The organism is Promicromonospora sp. NPDC059942 (genome assembly GCF_042731755.1).
Taxonomy (GTDB): Bacteria; Actinomycetota; Actinomycetes; order Actinomycetales; family Cellulomonadaceae; genus Promicromonospora.
In genome coordinates, this window is sequence record NZ_JBHWLR010000008.1 from 263,177 (window position 1) to 280,603 (window position 17,427).

The 17,427-nt window shown below is 72.5% G+C and carries 17 protein-coding genes; 10 read left to right on the top strand and 7 right to left on the bottom strand.

The window, feature by feature from the left end; genetic code table 11:
• Positions 1 to 40: 40 nt before the first annotated feature.
• A complete protein-coding gene (locus ACFV9Q_RS15460) occupies positions 41 to 3,040 on the bottom strand; it encodes a glycoside hydrolase family 2 TIM barrel-domain containing protein (RefSeq protein WP_377235126.1) in 3,000 nt (999 codons plus the stop codon).
• A 180-nt stretch (positions 3,041 to 3,220) separates the two neighbouring features.
• Here ACFV9Q_RS15460 and ACFV9Q_RS15465 point away from each other — a divergent pair, with 180 nt between their 5' ends.
• The gene (locus ACFV9Q_RS15465) at positions 3,221 to 4,732 is read left to right on the top strand and encodes an alpha-N-arabinofuranosidase (RefSeq protein WP_377235127.1); all 1,512 of its coding nucleotides are present in this window, start codon (positions 3,221 to 3,223) and stop codon (positions 4,730 to 4,732) included.
• A gap of 173 nt (positions 4,733 to 4,905) precedes the next feature.
• Here the strand turns inward: ACFV9Q_RS15465 and ACFV9Q_RS15470 are convergent, their stop codons facing one another.
• From ACFV9Q_RS15470 to ACFV9Q_RS15480, 3 genes are all read right to left on the bottom strand, one after another.
• Complete coding sequence (locus ACFV9Q_RS15470) at positions 4,906 to 6,216, bottom strand: ABC transporter substrate-binding protein (RefSeq protein WP_377235128.1); 1,311 nt, start codon at positions 6,214 to 6,216, stop codon at positions 4,906 to 4,908.
• Positions 6,217 to 6,278: 62 nt separating this feature from the next.
• Positions 6,279 to 7,079, bottom strand: a complete 801-nt coding sequence (locus tag ACFV9Q_RS15475; RefSeq protein WP_377230178.1) for a carbohydrate ABC transporter permease — start codon at positions 7,077 to 7,079, stop codon at positions 6,279 to 6,281.
• Positions 7,080 to 7,083: 4 nt separating this feature from the next.
• Positions 7,084 to 7,953: a carbohydrate ABC transporter permease gene (locus ACFV9Q_RS15480; RefSeq protein ID WP_377230177.1), complete on the bottom strand. Its 870-nt coding sequence runs from the start codon at positions 7,951 to 7,953 to the stop codon at positions 7,084 to 7,086.
• Positions 7,954 to 8,195: 242 nt separating this feature from the next.
• On the opposite strand from ACFV9Q_RS15480, the gene ACFV9Q_RS15485 reads away from it, so the two are divergent.
• The 3 genes from ACFV9Q_RS15485 to ACFV9Q_RS15495 are packed head-to-tail and all read left to right on the top strand — an operon-like array spanning position 8,196 to position 10,087.
• The gene (locus tag ACFV9Q_RS15485; protein WP_377235129.1) at positions 8,196 to 9,185 is read left to right on the top strand and encodes a LacI family DNA-binding transcriptional regulator; all 990 of its coding nucleotides are present in this window, start codon (positions 8,196 to 8,198) and stop codon (positions 9,183 to 9,185) included.
• A gap of 51 nt (positions 9,186 to 9,236) precedes the next feature.
• Positions 9,237 to 9,728, top strand: a complete 492-nt coding sequence (locus tag ACFV9Q_RS15490) for a nitroreductase family deazaflavin-dependent oxidoreductase (RefSeq protein WP_377235130.1) — start codon at positions 9,237 to 9,239, stop codon at positions 9,726 to 9,728.
• Between the two features lie 29 nt (positions 9,729 to 9,757).
• A complete protein-coding gene (locus tag ACFV9Q_RS15495) occupies positions 9,758 to 10,087 on the top strand; it encodes a TfoX/Sxy family protein (RefSeq protein WP_377235131.1) in 330 nt (109 codons plus the stop codon).
• A gap of 2 nt (positions 10,088 to 10,089) precedes the next feature.
• On the opposite strand, the gene ACFV9Q_RS15500 is transcribed toward ACFV9Q_RS15495, so the two are convergent.
• Complete coding sequence (locus ACFV9Q_RS15500) at positions 10,090 to 11,499, bottom strand: PLP-dependent aminotransferase family protein (protein ID WP_377235132.1); 1,410 nt, start codon at positions 11,497 to 11,499, stop codon at positions 10,090 to 10,092.
• On the opposite strand from ACFV9Q_RS15500, the gene ACFV9Q_RS15505 reads away from it, so the two are divergent.
• The 3 genes from ACFV9Q_RS15505 (at position 11,498) to ACFV9Q_RS15515 (ending at position 13,745) form a co-directional block, all read left to right on the top strand.
• Positions 11,498 to 12,427: a DMT family transporter gene (locus tag ACFV9Q_RS15505; protein WP_377235133.1), complete on the top strand. Its 930-nt coding sequence runs from the start codon at positions 11,498 to 11,500 to the stop codon at positions 12,425 to 12,427. The two genes, ACFV9Q_RS15500 and ACFV9Q_RS15505, sit on opposite strands and share 2 nt — an antisense overlap.
• 64 nt (positions 12,428 to 12,491) lie before the next feature.
• Complete coding sequence (locus ACFV9Q_RS15510; RefSeq protein ID WP_377235134.1) at positions 12,492 to 12,854, top strand: DUF3817 domain-containing protein; 363 nt, start codon at positions 12,492 to 12,494, stop codon at positions 12,852 to 12,854.
• 384 nt (positions 12,855 to 13,238) lie between these two features.
• On the top strand, positions 13,239 to 13,745 hold the full coding sequence (locus ACFV9Q_RS15515; RefSeq protein ID WP_377235135.1) for an FBP domain-containing protein: 507 nt from the start codon (positions 13,239 to 13,241) through the stop codon (positions 13,743 to 13,745).
• Positions 13,746 to 13,838: 93 nt separating this feature from the next.
• Here the strand turns inward: ACFV9Q_RS15515 and ACFV9Q_RS15520 are convergent, their stop codons facing one another.
• The gene (locus ACFV9Q_RS15520) at positions 13,839 to 14,096 is read right to left on the bottom strand and encodes a hypothetical protein (protein WP_377230169.1); all 258 of its coding nucleotides are present in this window, start codon (positions 14,094 to 14,096) and stop codon (positions 13,839 to 13,841) included.
• A gap of 91 nt (positions 14,097 to 14,187) precedes the next feature.
• Here ACFV9Q_RS15520 and ACFV9Q_RS15525 point away from each other — a divergent pair, with 91 nt between their 5' ends.
• Positions 14,188 to 14,706, top strand: a complete 519-nt coding sequence (locus ACFV9Q_RS15525; RefSeq protein ID WP_377235136.1) for a DinB family protein — start codon at positions 14,188 to 14,190, stop codon at positions 14,704 to 14,706.
• A 65-nt stretch (positions 14,707 to 14,771) separates the two neighbouring features.
• A complete protein-coding gene (locus tag ACFV9Q_RS15530) occupies positions 14,772 to 15,539 on the top strand; it encodes a GH25 family lysozyme (RefSeq protein WP_377235137.1) in 768 nt (255 codons plus the stop codon).
• A gap of 50 nt (positions 15,540 to 15,589) precedes the next feature.
• On the opposite strand, the gene ACFV9Q_RS15535 is transcribed toward ACFV9Q_RS15530, so the two are convergent.
• Entirely contained in the window at positions 15,590 to 16,105 is a 516-nt protein-coding gene (locus ACFV9Q_RS15535) for a GNAT family N-acetyltransferase (RefSeq protein WP_377230166.1), read from the bottom strand.
• A gap of 131 nt (positions 16,106 to 16,236) precedes the next feature.
• On the opposite strand from ACFV9Q_RS15535, the gene ACFV9Q_RS15540 reads away from it, so the two are divergent.
• Positions 16,237 to 17,427 (top strand): cytochrome P450, encoded by a 1,191-nt coding sequence (locus ACFV9Q_RS15540; RefSeq protein ID WP_377235138.1) that lies wholly within the window; start codon positions 16,237 to 16,239, stop codon positions 17,425 to 17,427.

The window sequence follows — 17,427 nt, forward strand, 5'->3', positions numbered from 1 at the left end:
TGGTTGGCGCTGCGCTTCCGGCAGCGGTCCGGGAAGCGGCTCAGAACGCCGTGAGGCGCAGCCGCATCCGGACCGGTGCCGCGTGCAGCTGAGCGTTCGGCAGCACCCCCGGACCGCAGGCCGCGCTACCCACGCCGTGCTGCGCGGCGTCGACGTGCAGCCACAGGCGGCCGTCCGGCACGAGCTCGTGCGGGTGCGCCGCACGGTCGAGCGCCTCGTCGGACCACGGCCGCAGCGACAGCTCGAACCCGACCTGCGGCCGGCCCCCGACCGTCACCTCGCCCGAGTCGATCCGCAGCCCGGAGCCGTCCGCGAACGACACGGCCGCGCTCGTGACGCCGCGCCGGGCGCCGTTCTCCTGCGGGTGCGTGTACCGGGTCTGCCAGTCGGCGACCGTGTGCTCCCAAGCCCCGCCGAGGGCCGCGGCGCGGGAGTCCGCGTACGACTCCTCCGGCCCGACGCCGGTCCAGCGCACGCGGGCCTCCGCCGCCCGCGGCTCGTCGAGGGCGAGCAGCAGGCCGAGCCGCGCGACACTCTCCGGCCAGCGGCCCTCCGGCCGCACGTCCACGAGCAGGTCCACGGCGTCGGGCGCGTCGGTGACCGGCTGCCACGTGTAGCGCGTGGCGAAGCCCGCGCGCGTCGTCGGGCCCGCGATCCGCGCGTCGATCTCCAGCGCACCGTCCTCGCGCACGGCGACCCCGGCCTTGCGCTCGGCCAGCAGGTGCAGGCTCGTGCTGCGCCACACGTCGGCGTCGGACAGGCCGCGCCACATGCCCGCGCGGCGGTCGTTGTCCGTCGACGCCCGCCAGGCGTCGAACCGGAACGCGTGCACCTCGCGGCCCGCGAGCGAGCGCAGGTCACCGCGGCGGTCGAAGCGCGCCGGACCGGCCACGTACCCGCCGTCGTCCCCGACCGTCACCCGGCCGGACGGCGCGGGCAGCGGCGCGGGCTCCACGAGCAGGAGCTGCCCCGCGCCGAGCACGAAGCCCTCCTGGAGCCACGCCTCCTCCAGCGCGTCCGCCTTCTGCTGCACCGCCCGCAGGGTCCACCAGACGGGCGCGTCGCCCGGCTCCGGCAGAACCAGGTCGGCGGGCGGGCGCACCACGGTCTCGGTCCCGGCGCCGAGCACCAGGTCCAGGACGCCGGAGGCGAGCTCCTCCTCGCCGCGGTGCAGCGTCCAGCGCAGCTCGGCGTGGCTCGTGTCCCGGAACGCGTAACGGTTGCGCACCAGCAGCGTGCCGTCCGGCTGTGCGTCGATCCGGACCGGCGCGAACACTGCGGCCGTCTCCACCAGGCCCGGCGATGGCGTGCGGTCGGGCAGCAGCAGGCCGTCGGCGATGAACGTGCCGTCGTGGAACCGCTCGCCGAAGTCGCCGCCGTAGGCCGAGAACAGGTTCCCGTCGGCGTCGGTGCGGGTCAGGCCGTGGTCGATCCACTCCCAGATGAACCCGCCCATCAGGCGGGGGTAGCGGTCGAACAGCGCGTCGTAGTCGGACAGGCCGCCCGGGCCGTTGCCCATCGCGTGCGCGTACTCGCACTGCAGGAACGGCATGCCCCGGCGACGCGCGTCGGCGTCGGCGCGCTCCAGCGCGGGCTCGATCCCCTGCCCGATGAGGTTCACGTGCTCGGTCTCGGCGTACATCCGCGAGTACACGTCCACGTGCTCGCTGGACCAGTCGCCCTCGTAGTGGATCGGGCGGCTCGGGTCGAGCGCGCGGACGGCGTCCACCATCGCGGGGACGTTGATGCCGCCGCCCGCCTCGTTGCCGAGCGACCACAGGATGATGCTCGCGTGGTGGCCGTCGCGGCGGACCATCCGGGTGACGCGGTCGACCAGCACCTCGGTCCAGTCCGGGTCGTTCACCGGGTTGCCCTCCCAGCCCCGGTCGTCCTCGAAACCGTGGGTCTCCAGGTCGTTCTCGTCGATCACGTAGAGCCCGTGGCGGTCGCACAGGTCCAGGAAGTGCGGGTGCGGCGGGTAGTGGCTCGTGCGGACGGCGTTGATGTGGTGCCGCTTCATGAGCAGCACGTCCTCGAGCATGCGCTCCGGGGTCACGGACCGGCCGCGCAGCGGGTCGAACTCGTGCCGGTTGACGCCGCGCAGCTTGACGGGCCGCCCGTTGACGAGGAACACGCCGTCCTCGATCGAGACGGTGCGGAAGCCGACGGCGAGCGTCACGGTCTCGGTGTCCGTCGTGACGACGACGTCGTAGAGCCGCGGGCGCTCGGCGCTCCACGGCTCGACGGCCACCCGGACCTCTTCGCCCGACGCCGCGTCGATCCCGAGCTCCGGCACCGTGACCCGGGCCGCGACGGCGTCCCGGCCGGCGTCGGCCGCGCCCGCACCCACGGTGAAGGCGTCCACCCGCAGCGTGCCCGTGCCGGTGGTGTGGTCGTAGGCGGCGTGCACGCGGACGTCGTCGAGCGCGCCGTCCGGCCGGTGCTCCAGCGAGACGCTGCGGAAGATGCCCGAGAGCCACCACTGGTCCTGGTCCTCGACGTACGACATCGCCGACCACTTGGTGACCCGCACGGCGAGCAGGTGGTCGGTTCCGGGCCGCAGCCGGTCGGTCAGGTCGATCTCGGTGGGCAGGCGCGAGCCGTGCGACGTGGCGAGCAGCTCGCCGTCGAGCGCCACCTGGAACCAGGAGTCCACGCCCTCGAAGCGCAGCAGGGTGCGGCCACCGTCCGGCCAGTCGGCGGGCAGCCGCAGCGTGGTGCGGTACTCGCCCGTCGGATTGTCGTCGGGCACGTACGGCGGCTCGATCGGGAACGGGAAGAGCTTGTTGTTGTACTCGGGCACGCCGTAGGGCCAGGCGTGCGGGGCCTGGGCGAGCTGCCAGTGCCCCGGCACGGTCAGCCGGTCCCAGTCCGCGCCGGGCTCGGCGCGGTCCACACCCGTGTCGGGGTGCGGGAACAGCCGGAACCGCCACTCGCCGTCGAGCGACGCCGACGCGGCGCTCGACGCGCCGGCCGGCGGGCGGAACCGCGGTGCGACGACGCCGTCCGGCGCGGCAACGGTCTCGTGGGTGATGGTCATGACTCCTCCAGGCGGCGTCGATCGGGGAAGCAGGCGGGCGCGGGTGCCGGTCGCGACGCTACACCCGGGTGCGTTCAACGTTGAACTATACTGGCCTCCGCCGTTGGACCGAACGCCGCCCTGGGCCGTTTGGTCCAACGCTGAACTATGACCGTTCCTCTGGAAGGACAGTGACCACACGTGCACTCCGCCCGCCTCGCGATAGACCCCTCCTTCGTCGTCGGCCCCGTGCGCCGCGGCACCTTCGGGAGCTTCGTCGAGCACCTGGGACGCTGCGTCTACACGGGCATCTACGAGCCCGGCCACCCGACCGCCGACGAGCACGGGTTCCGCGGTGACGTGCTCGACCTGGTGCGGGAGATGGGCGTCAGCACCGTCCGCTACCCGGGCGGCAACTTCGTCTCGGGCTACCGCTGGGAGGACGGCGTGGGCCCCCGCGAGGAGCGCCCGACCCGCCTCGACCTCGCCTGGCACTCGATCGAGACCAACGAGTTCGGGCTGAACGAGTTCATGGCCTGGACCAAGGCCTCCGGCACCACGCCGATGATGGCGGTCAACCTGGGCACGCGCGGCATCGCCGAGGCGCTCGACCTCCTGGAGTACGCCAACCACCCCCGCGGCACCGAGCTGAGCGACCTGCGCCGCGAGCACGGGGTCGAGGAGCCGCACGCGATCCAGCTCTGGTGCCTCGGCAACGAGATGGACGGGCCGTGGCAGCTCGGGCACAAGACCGCCGAGGAGTACGGCCGGCTCGCCGCCGAGACGGCGCGCGCGATGCGCCAGCTCGACCCCTCCGTGGTGCTCGTGGCGTGCGGGTCCTCGGGTTCGAGCATGCCGACGTTCGGCGAGTGGGAGCGCACGGTGCTCACCGAGGCGTACGACGAGGTCGACATGATCTCGGCGCACGCCTACTACCGCGAGGAGGACGACCTCGGCTCGTTCCTCGCGAGCGCCGTCGACATGGACTACTTCGTGGCCTCGGTGGCCGCGACGGTCGACGCCGTGGGCGTGGCCCGCAGGTCGACCAAGAAGATCGCCATCTCGTTCGACGAGTGGAACGTCTGGTACCACCAGGAGGAGGACCCGATCAAGGCGTCGGGCGGCCGGTGGGACAAGGCGCCGCGCCTGGAGGAGGACGTCTACACCGTCGCGGACGCCGTGGTGGTGGGCAACCTGCTCATCTCGCTGCTGCGCAACACCGACCGGGTGCACTCCGCGAGCCAGGCGCAGCTCGTCAACGCGCTCGCGCCCATCGCGACCGAGCCGGGTGGCCCGGCGTGGCGGCAGACGACGTTCCACCCGTTCGCGCTCACGTCGCGCCACGCCGCGGGCGAGGTGCTGCGGGTGGCGATCGACTCCCCGGGCTACGAGAACGAGCGGTTCGGCACCTCGGACCTGGTCGACGCCGTGGCGACCTGGGACGCGGACGGCGAGGCGCTGACCGTGTTCGTCGTGAACCGGGCGCAGGACGCGGCGACCCGCCTCGACGTGCCGGTCGGCGCGTTCGGCGACGTCGAGGTGATCGAGGCCCTGACCCTCGCGAACGACGACCACCACTGGCGCGCGTCCGCCGAGGACTCGACGTCGGTGCTGCCGACGCCGAACACCACGGCCCGCGTCGCGGATGGCACGGTCACGCTGGACCTCCCGCCGGTCTCCTGGACGATCCTGCGCCTCCGCGCGACCCGCTGAGCATGACCACGCCCCTGACTCGCCGTCCACAGGATGCCGAGTCAGGGGCGCAGTCCGACCAACTGGCTGACTCGACATCCCGGGGATGTCGAGTCAGGAGGGTGGTACGACCAACTGGCTGACTCGGCATCCTGGGGATGGCGAGTCAGCCAGTTGGTCGTCAGCCGCCCCCGCTAGTTGTTGAGCGTCGCCAGCTCCTTCGCCGGGTCCGCGCCGTTCGCGATGTTCTGCAGCACGACGCCGAGGTCGTTCTCCAGCCCGTCGTTGTCTGCCGAGACCAGCTTGCGCGGGTACTCGGCGGCCGCGAGGGCGTCGGTCACCTGCTGCACGCTGTCCAGCGCGGTCTTGTTCTCGTCCGCGGACAGCTCGGCGCTGACGTCGGTCGCCGCCGGGAAGCCCTGCAGCGTGTCGACCCAGATCTGCTGGCCCTCACCGACGGTGAGGAACTCCGCGAACTTGGTGGCGGCGTCGAGCTTGGGCCCCTCCAGGTCGGCGCTCAGCGCGAGCGCGTAGTCCACGCCGCTGGTCGACGTCGCCTCGTTGTCACCGATCGTGGGGAACGGCGCCATGCCGAGGACGTCGTCCTCGACGGCGCTGCCCGGCGTCTCGGCATTGCCGGCGAGCGTGGCGCTCACGTGCCAGGAGCCGGTCGGCATCGCCAGCGACTTGCGGGCGAGCAGGTAGTCGTCGCGCGCCGACGGGTAGGTCGTGGTCGACGTCGCCGCCTGCTGGAACACGCCGTCGTCGAACAGCTTCTGCCACGCGGTCGCGGCCTCGACGAGGGTGTCCGAGTCCCAGGGGGTCTCGCCGGCGGCCGCGGCGTAGATCTCGCCGCCGTCGCCGTACTGGTTGCTCAGCCAGACGAAGAAGTCCGCGGCGTGCCAGGTGTCGGCGGCGCCCATCGCGAAGCTGGAGTACCCGGCGTCCTGCGCGGCCTTGCTCACCTCGACGAGGCTCGCGTAGTCGGTCGGCAGCTCCAGGCCCAGCTCGTCGAACAGGGTCTGGTTGTAGAGGTAGAACTCACTGCCCGCCGTGAGGATCGGCAGCGCCTTGACCTCGCCGTCGGTGGTGGTCGTCTCCTCCAGGAGCTCCGGCTTGACGCCGTCGATCCAGTCGGCGGCGTACTCATCGGTGCCGAGCGCGTACTCCGCGTAGTCGTCGAACGCCGACGTGGTCTGGATGCCGTACATGTCCGGCACCTCGCCCGCGAGGATCAGGTTGTCGAGCTCGCTGAGGTAGTCGCTGGCGCCGTCCGCGCCCTGGAAGTCGATCTTGATGTCGGGGTTCTCGGCCTCGAAGGCCTCGACGATCGGCTGCCACTGCTCGAGCGACGGGATCCAGGTGCGGTAGGTGAGGGTGACGGTGCCGTCCTCGGCGGCGCCGTCGTCCCCGCCCCCGGCGCAGCCGGCGAGCAGGACGAGGGCGGACGCCGCACCGGTGGCGGCGAGCAGACGACGGGGGACGGCACGAGGCGATCTGAACATTGATCCTCCTTGATGGTGAACAGTGCTGGTGCGGGCCGTTGGAACGGGTCGCGGGGTTTCCTTCAGCTCTTGACGGCGCCGGCCGTGAGGCCTGACTGCAGGTAGCGCTGGCTGAAGAGGTAGACGATGACCGAGGGGATGGTCATGAGGATCAGGCCCGCGTAGAGCTGGCCGATCTGCTCCTGGCTCATCCGCTCGAACTGGAGCAGCGCGATGGCCTGGGTCACCGGGTACTTCTCGGGCGACGAGATGAGCAGGTTCGGGAGCAGGTACTCGTTCCAGGAGTACACGAACGAGAGCACGCTGACGTTGGCCAGCAGCGGCCCGCTCAGCGGCAGGAAGATGCGCCACAGGATCCCGAAGGGGCGGGCGCCGTCGATGGTCGCGGCCTCGACGAGCTCGGTCGGGATGCCGTCGAAGTGGTTCTTGGTCAGCAGGAGCATCGTCATCACGTTGAACGCGACGAGCGGGATGATCACGCCGAAGTAGCTGTCGCGGAGCCCGAGGCTGTTGATCGAGAAGAACAGCGGGGTCACCACGGATGCCACGGGTACGGCGAGGCATGCGAGCAGCGCCCGGTAGAGGAACACCCGGCCGGGGAACCGCATCCGGGAGAACGCGTAGCCGCCCAGGCAGGAGATGACGACGATGACCACGGTGGACCCGCCGGCCATCAGGAAGCTGTTCCCGATCGCCGACCAGTAGTTGAACTGGTCGTGGTTCAGGACCGCCGCGTAGTTACCGACGCCGCCCACGGCGAACGACTTCTGGATCGCCACCACGATGGGGTAGATCCACATGATCGCGAGGATGCCGAGCACCCCGTACATGGCGACCCAGGCGAGGAGCCTCTTGCGCTTCATCGGTTCAGTTCTCCCGGTTGCTGAGACGCATCTGGACGACGGCCAGGGCGAACGCGACGACGAGGATGACGATGCCGATCGCGGACGAGTAGCCGGCCTCCCGGTCGAGTCGCGCCTGGTAGAGGAAGGTGCTGAGGAAGTGGGTCGAGACGCCCGGCCCGCCCTGCGTCGTCAGCCACACGGAGTCGAAGGTCTTGAGCGAGCCGACGATGCCGAGGGTGATCAGCACGCTCGTGGTGCCGCGCAGCGACGGGATCGTGATGCTGAACAGGCGGCGCCACCACCCGGCGCCGTCGAGCTCCGCGGCCTCGTAGAGCTCGTCGGGGATGGCCATCAGGCCGGCGAAGTAGACCATCATCGAGAAGCCCATCCACGAGAAGACGTTGATGGCCGAGATGGACCAGACGCCGAGGTCGGCGCCGAGCCACTGGATGGTGTCGTTCGCGCCGAGCAGCCCCAGCGCGCGCAGCGTCTCGTTCAGCGCGCCGTAGTTGGCCTCGAGCATGTACTTGAAGACCGTCGCGATGATCGCGGGAGCCATCGCGATGGGCGCGAAGAACAGCGCCTTGAAGAAGTTGCTCCCGGGGATGCGCTCCTTGGCGATCACGGCGATCAGCAGGCCGAGCACGGCCTGCAGGGTGACCGTGGCGATCATGAACTTCACCGTGTTGCCCAGGGCGATGTAGAACGTACGGTCCTGGAACAGCTCGGCGTAGTTCGCCAGCCCGATGAACTCCATGCGCGTCAGGCCGTTCCAGTCGGTCAGGCTCGCGTAGACGGCGAACCCGATCGAGAAGTACAGCAGCACGCCGGCGATGATCACGATGGGCGCCACGTAGAGGTAGGGCGCCCAGCGGCCGCCGAACGATCTCATTGACTCGACTCCTAGTACAGCGTTGAACTATTGGCCGGCCCTCAGCACTGTCGACTGCGGGGCAGGGGTCGCCGCCTCCGGATCGTCAGGTTAGTTCGACGATGAACTGAGCGGCGGAGGTCAGGCTAGCACAGGCATAGGATGTCCCCTGCGCCAGCAAAGCCGCCTGGAATCCGGGGGCTTCCGGGGCCCGGGCGAGTGCCCGCGGCGCCGGCCGCCGGCGCACACCGAGGGGAGACTTTGTGGGACGGGTGCGACTGGCCGACGTCGCCGAGCGGGTCGGCGTGAGCACGAAGACGGTCTCGAACGTGGTCAACGGCACGGGATGGGTGAGCGAGCCCGTGCGCAAACGGGTGCTCGACGCCATCGACGAGCTCGGCTACCGCCCCAACCTGGCCGCGCGCCAGCTCCGCAGCGGGTCGAGCGGCCTGCTCGGGCTCTGTGTGCCGAACCTGGGCGAGCCGTACTTCGCCGAGTTCGCCTCGGAGTTCGTCAGCGCCGCCCAGCGGCGCGGGCTCACCGTGCTCGCCACGCAGACCAAGGCCGAGCGCTCGGTCGAGCTCGCGATGCTGGAGAGCACCAACCTGCCGGCGCTCGACGGCCTCGTCTTCAGCCCGCTCACCCTCACGCCCGAGGACGTCGCGAACCGGCGCAGCACCGTGCCGCTCGTGCTCATCGGGGAGCACGGCGAGGCGCTGGCGTCCGACCGCGTGGCGCACGTGGGGCCGGACAACGTGGCCGCCGCCGAGGCCGCGACCCGCTACCTGATCGACCGCGGCCGCAAGCGCATCGCCGTGATCGGCATGCAGTCCCACGTCGCCGACACCGCCACGGTGCGCTTCGAGGGCTACCGCCGCGCGATGCGGGCCAGCGGGCTGGAGGTCGACCCGAACCTGCTGGTCGAGGTGGAGCGGTTCAACCGCGCCGAGGGCTCGCGCGCGATCGAGGAGCTCCTGGCCCGGGGCGTCCCGTTCGACGGCGTGTTCTGCTTCAACGACTCCCTGGCGTTCGGGGCGCTGTACACCCTGGCCGTGCGTGGGATCACGGTGCCGGACGACGTCGTGGTGGTCGGCTTCGACAGCATCGAGGAGGGCCGGTACACCATCCCGCCGCTGCCGTCGGTCGACTCCGGCGTCGCGCGGTCCAGCGACACGATCCTCGACCTCCTCACCGGTCCGCGCGCGGACCTCCGCGGCCGCATCACGGTGCCGTTCGAGCTCGTGGAGCGCTGACCCCCGGGGGCTCCGGGGGCGGGCGGGGCCGTCCGGCCGCACGATGGGCAGATGTCCAGCCTGCTGCACGCCGTCCGCTCGGTGGTCGCACCGTTCACCCGCACGCGGTTCTTCCGCTCCGTCGGCCCGGTGGTGCTGCCGCCCGCCGAGCGGGCGCTCGCCTGGTGCTCGGGCGGGCGCCTGCAGATCAGCGCGCTGCTGGTGCCGTCGCTCGTGCTGCACACCCGCGGCGCGAGGTCGGGGAAGCCGCGCGACACCTACCTCATGTACACGCCCGACGGCCCGGGCCGGGCGATCGTGGCGGGCTCGGCGTTCGCCCAGGACCGGCACCCCGCGTGGACCTACAACCTGCTGGCCCACCCCGACGCGAGCATCAGCGTGAGCGGCCGCCACATCCCGGTGCACGCGACGCTCGTGGAGGACGGCGAGCGCGACGCGATCTGGGGGCAGATCGAGCGGCAGTGGCCGGGCTACCGCGGCTACGAGCGGACGTCGGGCCGCGAGGTGCGCCTCTTCCGCCTGGAGCGGCCGCAGCGGGCATAGCCTCGCTGGCCGGGCGTAACCTCACAGGCATGGCGTACGACCGGGTCCTGGCCGACGAGATCAGGCATGCCCTGGCCGGCGAGGACGGGCTCTCCGAGAAGCACATGTTCGGCGGGCTGTCGTTCCTGGTGGGCGGCAACCTCGCCGTCGCGGTGCGCGACGACGGCCTGCTGGTCCGGGTGGGCGCCGACGCCGCCGAGGAGCTGGCACGCACCACCGCCGCCGGGCGCGCGGTGATGGGCGCCCGGACCATGGCCGGCTGGCTGGACGTCCCGGCGGCCGCCGTCGCCACGGAGGCGGAGCTCAGCGCCTGGGTGCGGCGCGGGGTCGGTTTCGCCCGGTCGCTGCCGGCCAAGTAGGTTCACGACTGTCGCGCCAGCATCTCGCCGATCACGCGGGCACCCTCCGGGAACGCGCCCGGGTTCGGGCCCGAGTAGTTGAGCCGCAGGTAGGCGCCGGTCGGCTCGGCCGGGAACCACTCGTCGCCCGCCGCGATGATCACGCCCGACGCCTCGCAGTCCCGGACCAGGCGGGCGACGTCCGTCGTGTCGGGGAAGCGGACCCAGAGGTTCAGGCCGCCCCGGGGCACGACCTCGACACGCGCTGCCGGGACGTGCTCCCGCAGCGCGCCGAGCAGCAGGTCGCGCCGGCCGGCGAGCTGCTGGCGCAGACCGCGCAGGTGGGTGCGCCAGGCGGGCTGGGTCACGACGTCGAGCGCGACGGCCTGCAGCATGCCGCTCACGTACATGGACTCCGCCTGGGCGCCGGCGAGGATGCGGTCACGGGCCGGCCCTCGGGCGACGAGCCCCGCCACCCGGACCGCCGGCGAGACGCTCTTGGACAGGGAGCGCAGGTAGACCACGTGGCCGTCGTCGTCCCGGGTCGCGAGGGGCACCACGTCCTCGGTGATGCCGAAGTCGTGCGCCCAGTCGTCCTCGATCACGTACGCGCCGTGCCGGCGGGCCAGCCGGAGCACCTCGTCGCACAGGTCGGGCGACCAGCGGGCTCCCGTGGGGTTGGCGAAGTGCGGCTGCGCGTAGAGGGCGCGCGCCCCGGTCTGCTCGAACGCGCGCGCGAGCACCTCCGGGTCCGGACCCTCGGGGCCGCTGGGCACGGGGACGACGCGCACCCCGACCTGGTCGGCCGCGAGCAGCGCGCCCCAGTAAGTGGGCGACTCGACCAGCAGCGGCCGGCCCGCGCCGACCAGGGCACGGAAGGTGATGCTCAGGCTGCTCTGGCTTCCGGGGAAGATCACGATGTCGCTCGGCGCGGGCGGCGCGACGCCGACGGGCGCCGCGGCGCCGACCTCGGCCGCGAACCAGGCCTGCAGCTCCGGGACCCCGGCGGCGGGCGACCGGGTCACCGCGGCCTCGCTGCGCGCCGCCCGGGTGAACGCGGCGCGGACCAGCCGCTCGGGCAGCAGCTCGCGGTCCGGGTATCCCGAGTGCAGCGCGACGACGTCGTTCGGGACGGTGTGCTGGGCCCGCGAGAGCTGCTGGGCGGGCTGCCGGCGGGGGCCGAGCGCCGCCGTCTGCCAGCCGAAGTCGTGGGGGCGGGCCACCCGTACGGCCCGGACGAACGTGCCGATCCCCGGCCTGGTCTCCACCACGCCCTGCGCCACCAGGGTGCGCAGCGCCTTCTGCACCGTGACCGGGCTCGCCCCGTAGCGGGCCACGAGCTCCCGGCTGGAGGGCAGGCGCGCGCCGGGCGCCGCGCCCGCGATCCAGTCGTGCAACCCGACGACGATCCGTCCGCTGCTATCGTCATACATGACAGCCAACAGTAGCGCTACCCTCACGACGGACCGTCCGCTATCGGCCTCGCGCGCCGGCCTCTGGTGGGGGCTCCTCGGGGTGCTGGCCTTCTCGTTCACCCTCCCCTTCACCCGCGTGATCGTCGGCTCCGGCGCCATGTCGCCGCTGTTCGTGGCGTGCGGGCGGGCGGTCGTGGCGGCGCTCCTGGCGGGGGCCGCGCTCGCGATCACGCGCCAGCGCCGGCCCCGCGGCGTCCAGTGGGCGCGGCTCGCGGTCGTCGCGGCCGGGGTGGTCGTCGGTTTCCCGGTGCTGACGTCGTTCGCGCTGACCACCGCGTCGGCCAGCCACGCCGCCGTCGTGATCGCCCTGCTGCCCGCCGCCACCGCGGTGCTGGTCGTCCTGCGTGGGCACGAGCGTCCCCGGACGTCGTTCTGGGTGATGGCCGCCCTGGGCGCGGTCGCAGCGATCACGTTCGCCTCGGTACAGGGCGACGGGTTCGGCGGCCTGCACGGGTCGGACCTGCTCCTGCTCGCCGCCGTGGTCGCCTGCGGGTTCGGCTACGCGGAGGGCGGGCTGCTCTCGCGCGAGCTCGGTTCGTGGCAGACGATCTCCTGGGCCCTGGTGCTCGCCGCGGTGCCGATGGCACTGCTCACAGCGGTCGCGGTGGTGCGGCAGCCGCCGTCGGGCACGCCGCTCGACTGGGCGCTGTTCGGCTACCTCGGGGCGGTGAGCATGTTCCTGGGCTTCGTCGCCTGGTACCGCGGCCTCGCGATCGGCCCGATGGCGCAGGTCAGCCAGGTGCAGCTGGTCCAGCCCGTGCTGGGGATCGCCTGGGCGGCGCTGCTCCTGCACGAGCAGATCGGCTGGCCGACGGCGCTCGGCGGGGCGGCCGTGATCCTCTGCGCCGGCGTCGCCGTCCGGTCCCGCCTGCGGCAGCCCGGCTGAGGCGCACCGTCCGGCGTCGGGCAGACTGGGCGCACACCCCGACCCTCCTCCGGAAGGATCCCGCATGCCCCCGATGTCCCGCCTGGGCCGCCTGTTCGCCGTCGTCGCCTGGATCGAGGCGTTCACCTGGGCCGGACTGCTGGTCGGGATGTTCCTCAAGTACGTGACCGGGACCACCGAGGCCGGGGTGTGGCTGTTCGGGCGCCTGCACGGCGGGGCGTTCGTGCTCTTCGTGGTCGTCACGCTGGTCGTGGGGATCAGGCTGCGGTGGGGCTGGTTCCGGACGCTCGTGGCGCTGGCCTCGTCGGTGCCGCCGCTGACCACGCTGCTCGCCGAGTGGTGGCTGAAGCGGACGGGCCATCTCGCGGACCCTGCCGAGCGGGAGGCCGCGCGGGAGCCGGACGCGGAGCTGCAGCCCACGCGTTGACCGCACGGGCCGCGCCGGGACGTGCGGAAAAGCACATGTGCCGCGCGGCAACGGTGTCGTAGCATCGAGTGTCGGCTGTGCGGCACAGGGCCCGGCCGACGCACCGGTCCCACACGGACCGGTCGACCACGAGGAGCGAGAGATGCGGGCATTCACCGCGGGATGCGGGGCGGCCGTCTCGGCCTGCTCGGGCAGCGCCCGGACCCGCGCTACAGCTCTCTGACCCGGCAATACGGCTCGGAGGGCAGGCGCGGCATCGTCCCCTGCCCTGCCGCCAGCCGGCCCGGTGCACCGAATGTCTCGGTGCCCGCGGCGACGTCGTGCACCCGCGCGACCAGGAAAGCCGGCCGGCGGCCTCCGCACGACCGGAAGCCGAGAAACCTGATGAACCCCCTGACCGAGAAGCAGATCCGCGCGTCCTTCCAGAACGCGAGCAAGCGGGAGGCCGCACAGGCGACCCTCCCCGACCTCGACACCCTCGACTGGGAGCGCCTCGACTACCTCGGATGGCGTGACCGCAAGGCGCCGCTGTCCGCGTACGTGGTGCTCGAGCTCGACGGCGAACCGACCGGGGTGCTGCTGCGCTCCACCGACGCCAAGGCGGGCGGCAAGCGGACCAAGGGCGTCTGCGCCTGGTGCGAGGACGTCGTCGTCACCGAGGACGTGTCCCTCTACGTCGCCAAGCGGGGCGGCGCCTCGGGGCGCAACGGCAACACGATCGGCACGCTGATCTGCACCGAGTTCGTCTGCTCCCGCAACGTGCGGCGCACGCCCACGTTCACCGAGGCCGGCAACGACCCGGCCATGCGTGAGCTGATCACCGACCGCCGCATCGCCGGTCTGCGCGAACGCGCCGCTCGGTTCGTGGCAGAGGTCGGCAGTACGCGCTGACCTTCGCGTCGGGCGCACAGGTCCCGCGGGCCTGTGCGTCCGACATCCGCGGGGGGTGCGGCGCGGACGCCGAGTGGGCACACCTCCGGTGGTTCACGCCGGGACGCCGTCCTCGGCCCGCAGGCGCGCGGCGGCCGAGATCGCGGCCTCGCACCACACGACGGCGGGCCGGTCGACGGCGCCGCGCATCACGATCTGGCGGCACAGCTCGCCCAGCCCCTCGGTGGCCGCCCGCTCGGCGTCCACCCCGGGGAACATCCGGTGCACGGAGAAGACGACGGCGCGGCGGTGCGCGGCCCACTCCGAGGGGTTCGAGGCCAGCCCGTAGGTCCTGCTCTTCGTCGCGGTCATGCAGTACAGACGCGGCGACCCCGCCGATGTCACAGCACTTCGGCAACTTCCTTCGCGGCGGTCTCCCGGCGTCGCGACGTAATCTCGCCACGTGCCCCTCTCCGACCGCGAGCCCCGCCTCGACTCCGCCGACACCCCGGTCCTGTTCGCCGCCTACCTGGACTACTACCGGCAGGCCGTGGACAGAAAGGTGCGCGGCCTGTCCGACGCCGACCTGCGCGCCTCCCGGCTGCCGTCCGGCTGGTCGCCGCTCGAGCTGCTGATCCACCTGGTGCACATGGAGCGCCGCTGGTTCCGGTGGGGTTTCCTGGGCGAGCAGGTCGACCGGCCGTGGGGCGACCACGCGGGCCAGGACCCGCACGGGCCGTGGGCAGTGCCCGACGGCGTGGGCCCGGACGAGCTCCTCACAGCTCTGCACGCCGGGGGCGAGGCGACGCGCGAGGTGCTCGCCACGCACGACCTCGCGGAGCACGGGGCGCTCGGCGGCCGGTTCACCGCGGACCCGCCCACGCTCGCCTGGATCTGCTTCCACGTGCTGCAGGAGTACGCCCGGCACGCGGGGCACCTCGACATCGCCGCCGAGATCGCGGGCGGCGTGACGGGCGAGTAGCCGCCCGCACACGACCTGCACGGATGTCCACCGCGGCGCGCGCATCTCACGGCTACTCTCCGGGCATGCGCACCCCGCCCGAAGGTCGTCCGCCCAGGTCAGCACTGCGCACAGGCCTGTGGACGACGGGGGCCGGGGTGGCCGTCGTCGCCGTCCTCGGCGTGCTCGTGGCGACCGGGACGGTCTGGCCGAACCGGGTCCCGGCGGCCGCCTACGAGGTGCGGGGCGTGGACGTCTCGCACTACCAGGGCGAGATCGACTGGGACGTGCTCGCCGCACAGGACCTCGACTTCGCGTGGATCAAGGCCACCGAGGGCGCGTCCCACACCGACCAGCGGTTCGAGGAGAACTGGGCGGCCGCGTCGCGGACTGACCTGCTCGTGGGGGCGTACCACTTCATGAGCTTCGAGAGCCCGGGGGCGGAGCAGGCCGCGCACCTCGCGAGCGAGGTGCCCGCGACCCCGGGCACGCTCCCGCCCGTCATCGACCTCGAGTTCTACGGGCCCTACTTCGACGACCCGCCGACGCCGGCACAGGTGCGCGCGATCCTCGACCCGCTCGTCGCGGGCATCGAGGAGCACTACGGCGTGCCGCCGATCGTGTACGCGACCGAGGATGCCTACGACCTCTACGTCGCGGGCCGCTACCCCGACCTGCCGGTCTGGATCCGGTCCGTCGCGTGGACACCCCGGCTGTCCGACGGCCGGGACTGGACCGTCTGGCAGTACTCGAACCGCGACCGGCTGGCCGGGTACGACGGCGTGGAGCCGTACATCGACCTCAATGTCTTCGCGGGGACGCGCGAGGAGCTGGCGGACCTCACGCTGCCCTGACCTGCGGCGCGACGGTCGGAGCAGGACAGGGCAGGTCAGGGCGGTCCAGTTCAGGGCAGCGCGATGGTCCCGACCAGGCCGTCGTCGTGCTCGGCCACCTCGAAGCCGATGCGCTCCAGCGTCCTGCGCGCGGGAGTGCTCGCCACGGTGCGGGCCACGAGCCGCCGGGCGTCCATGGTCCGCGCGGCGGCGAGCGCCCAGTAGGCCACCTCGTCCGCGATGCCGTGGCCGCGGTAGGACTCGCCCAGCCAGAGACCGACCTCGCGCGCCGTGGGATCGTCGTCGACCAGGGCGAGGCGGGCGGCTCCCACGATCCGGCCCTGGGCCTTGACCGCCCAGGTCACCTCGGGGACCGGGGCGGTCAGGTTGACCCGGCACCGGCGGTGGTAGTCGCGGAACGCGCCCTTGCGCAGCTCGGTCCACGTGGTGCGGGCCTCGTGCGTGGACTCGCCGGACGCGGGCGGCATCACCTCGCCGGGCTGAGCCTCGGCCACGGCCAGGGCGAGCAGGTCTTCGAGCACGTCCTCGCCGACCGGAACGAGGTCAACCATCATCTGTGATGTCACGTCGCGGATGATAGTCCGATTTCGTAGCATCCGATGCTACTGAAATATTCAACCACTTCCTCTATGGACAAAGCGGGCATCTCGGAAAAGACTGAGGCCACCGTTGCTGGACCTGATCATGAGGAGTGCTCGTGGAGACCGTGGTACTTGACCCCGCCGGCGGCGCGGTGCTCGAAGAGGCTGCTCGCCTGCGCGCGACGGGCCCGGTCGCACCCGTCACGCTGCCCGGCGGGGTGGAGGCGTGGACGGTCACCGACGTGGCGCTGCTCCGCCCCATGCTGGTCGACCCGCGGATCTCCAAGGACTCCCACCAGCACTGGACCGCGCTCGCCGACGGCACGATCACCCCGCAGTGGCCGCTGTACACCTGGGTCACGAGCAAGTCGATGTTCAACTCCTACGGGGACGAGCACCGCCGGCTGCGCAAGTCCGTGGCGCGCGCCTTCACCGCGCGGCGCACCCGGGAGATGCGGCCCGCGGTCGAGGCGGCCACCGGCGCGACGCTCGACCGGCTCGCCGCGGCGGGCGCCGACGGCGCGGTGGTGGACCTGCGCGAGCTGTTCGCCTACCCGATCCCCATCGAGGTGATCTGCGACCTGATCGGGGTGCCCGCGGAGGTGCGGGGCGACATGCGCCGGTGCGCGGACGCCCTGATGGACACGAGCACGACGGCGGCCGAGGCCCTGGCGACGCAGATCGAGCTGGGCAAGCTCATCGCGGGGCTGGTCCAGGCCAAGCGCGAGACGCCCGGCGAGGACCTGACCAGCACGGTCGCCGAGGCGCTCACGGACGAGGAGGCCGTCTCGACCGTCCGGCTGATGCTGATCGCCGGCCACGAGACCACCGTGAACCTGCTGGCCTCGGCCACCCGCCTGCTGCTGACCCACCCCCAGGTGCTGGCCGCGGCCCGCGCGGGCGAGGTCTCCTGGTCGGCCGTGGTCGACGAGACCCTGCGGGTCGCCCCGCCCGTGGTCTACATCCCGCTGCGCTTCGCGGTCGAGGACCTGGAGCTCGGCGGCGTGCAGATCCGCAAGGGCGACCCGATCATCGCGGCGTTCGGCGCCCCGGGCCGGGACCCCGCCGTGCACCAGGAGCCCACGGTGTTCGACCCCGCGCGGTCGGACCGCACGCACCTCGCGTTCGGCGGCGGCGCCCACCACTGCCCCGGCGAGCCGCTGGCGCGGCTGGAGGCCGAGGTCGCGCTTCCGGCCCTGTTCGAGCGGTTCCCCGACCTCCGGCTCGTCGAGCCGGACGGCGACCACGGGCAGGTGCCCGGCTTCGTGGCGAACGGCCCGGCGCGGTTGCCGGCGCGACTGTCCTGA

Bases quoted from the DNA above. Each gene is read 5' to 3' on its own strand.
- ACFV9Q_RS15460 (WP_377235126.1), bottom strand. From the start codon at position 3,040: ATGACCATCACCCACGAGACCGTTGCCGCGCCGGACGGCGTCGTCGCA.
- ACFV9Q_RS15470 (WP_377235128.1), bottom strand. From the start codon at position 6,216: ATGTTCAGATCGCCTCGTGCCGTCCCCCGTCGTCTGCTCGCCGCCACC.
- ACFV9Q_RS15475 (WP_377230178.1), bottom strand. From the start codon at position 7,079: ATGAAGCGCAAGAGGCTCCTCGCCTGGGTCGCCATGTACGGGGTGCTC.
- ACFV9Q_RS15480 (WP_377230177.1), bottom strand. From the start codon at position 7,953: ATGAGATCGTTCGGCGGCCGCTGGGCGCCCTACCTCTACGTGGCGCCC.
- ACFV9Q_RS15490 (WP_377235130.1), top strand. From the start codon at position 9,237: ATGTCCAGCCTGCTGCACGCCGTCCGCTCGGTGGTCGCACCGTTCACC.
- ACFV9Q_RS15495 (WP_377235131.1), top strand. From the start codon at position 9,758: ATGGCGTACGACCGGGTCCTGGCCGACGAGATCAGGCATGCCCTGGCC.
- ACFV9Q_RS15505 (WP_377235133.1), top strand. From the start codon at position 11,498: ATGACAGCCAACAGTAGCGCTACCCTCACGACGGACCGTCCGCTATCG.
- ACFV9Q_RS15500 (WP_377235132.1), bottom strand. From the start codon at position 11,499: ATGTATGACGATAGCAGCGGACGGATCGTCGTCGGGTTGCACGACTGG.
- ACFV9Q_RS15510 (WP_377235134.1), top strand. From the start codon at position 12,492: ATGCCCCCGATGTCCCGCCTGGGCCGCCTGTTCGCCGTCGTCGCCTGG.
- ACFV9Q_RS15515 (WP_377235135.1), top strand. From the start codon at position 13,239: ATGAACCCCCTGACCGAGAAGCAGATCCGCGCGTCCTTCCAGAACGCG.
- ACFV9Q_RS15520 (WP_377230169.1), bottom strand. From the start codon at position 14,096: ATGACCGCGACGAAGAGCAGGACCTACGGGCTGGCCTCGAACCCCTCG.
- ACFV9Q_RS15530 (WP_377235137.1), top strand. From the start codon at position 14,772: ATGCGCACCCCGCCCGAAGGTCGTCCGCCCAGGTCAGCACTGCGCACA.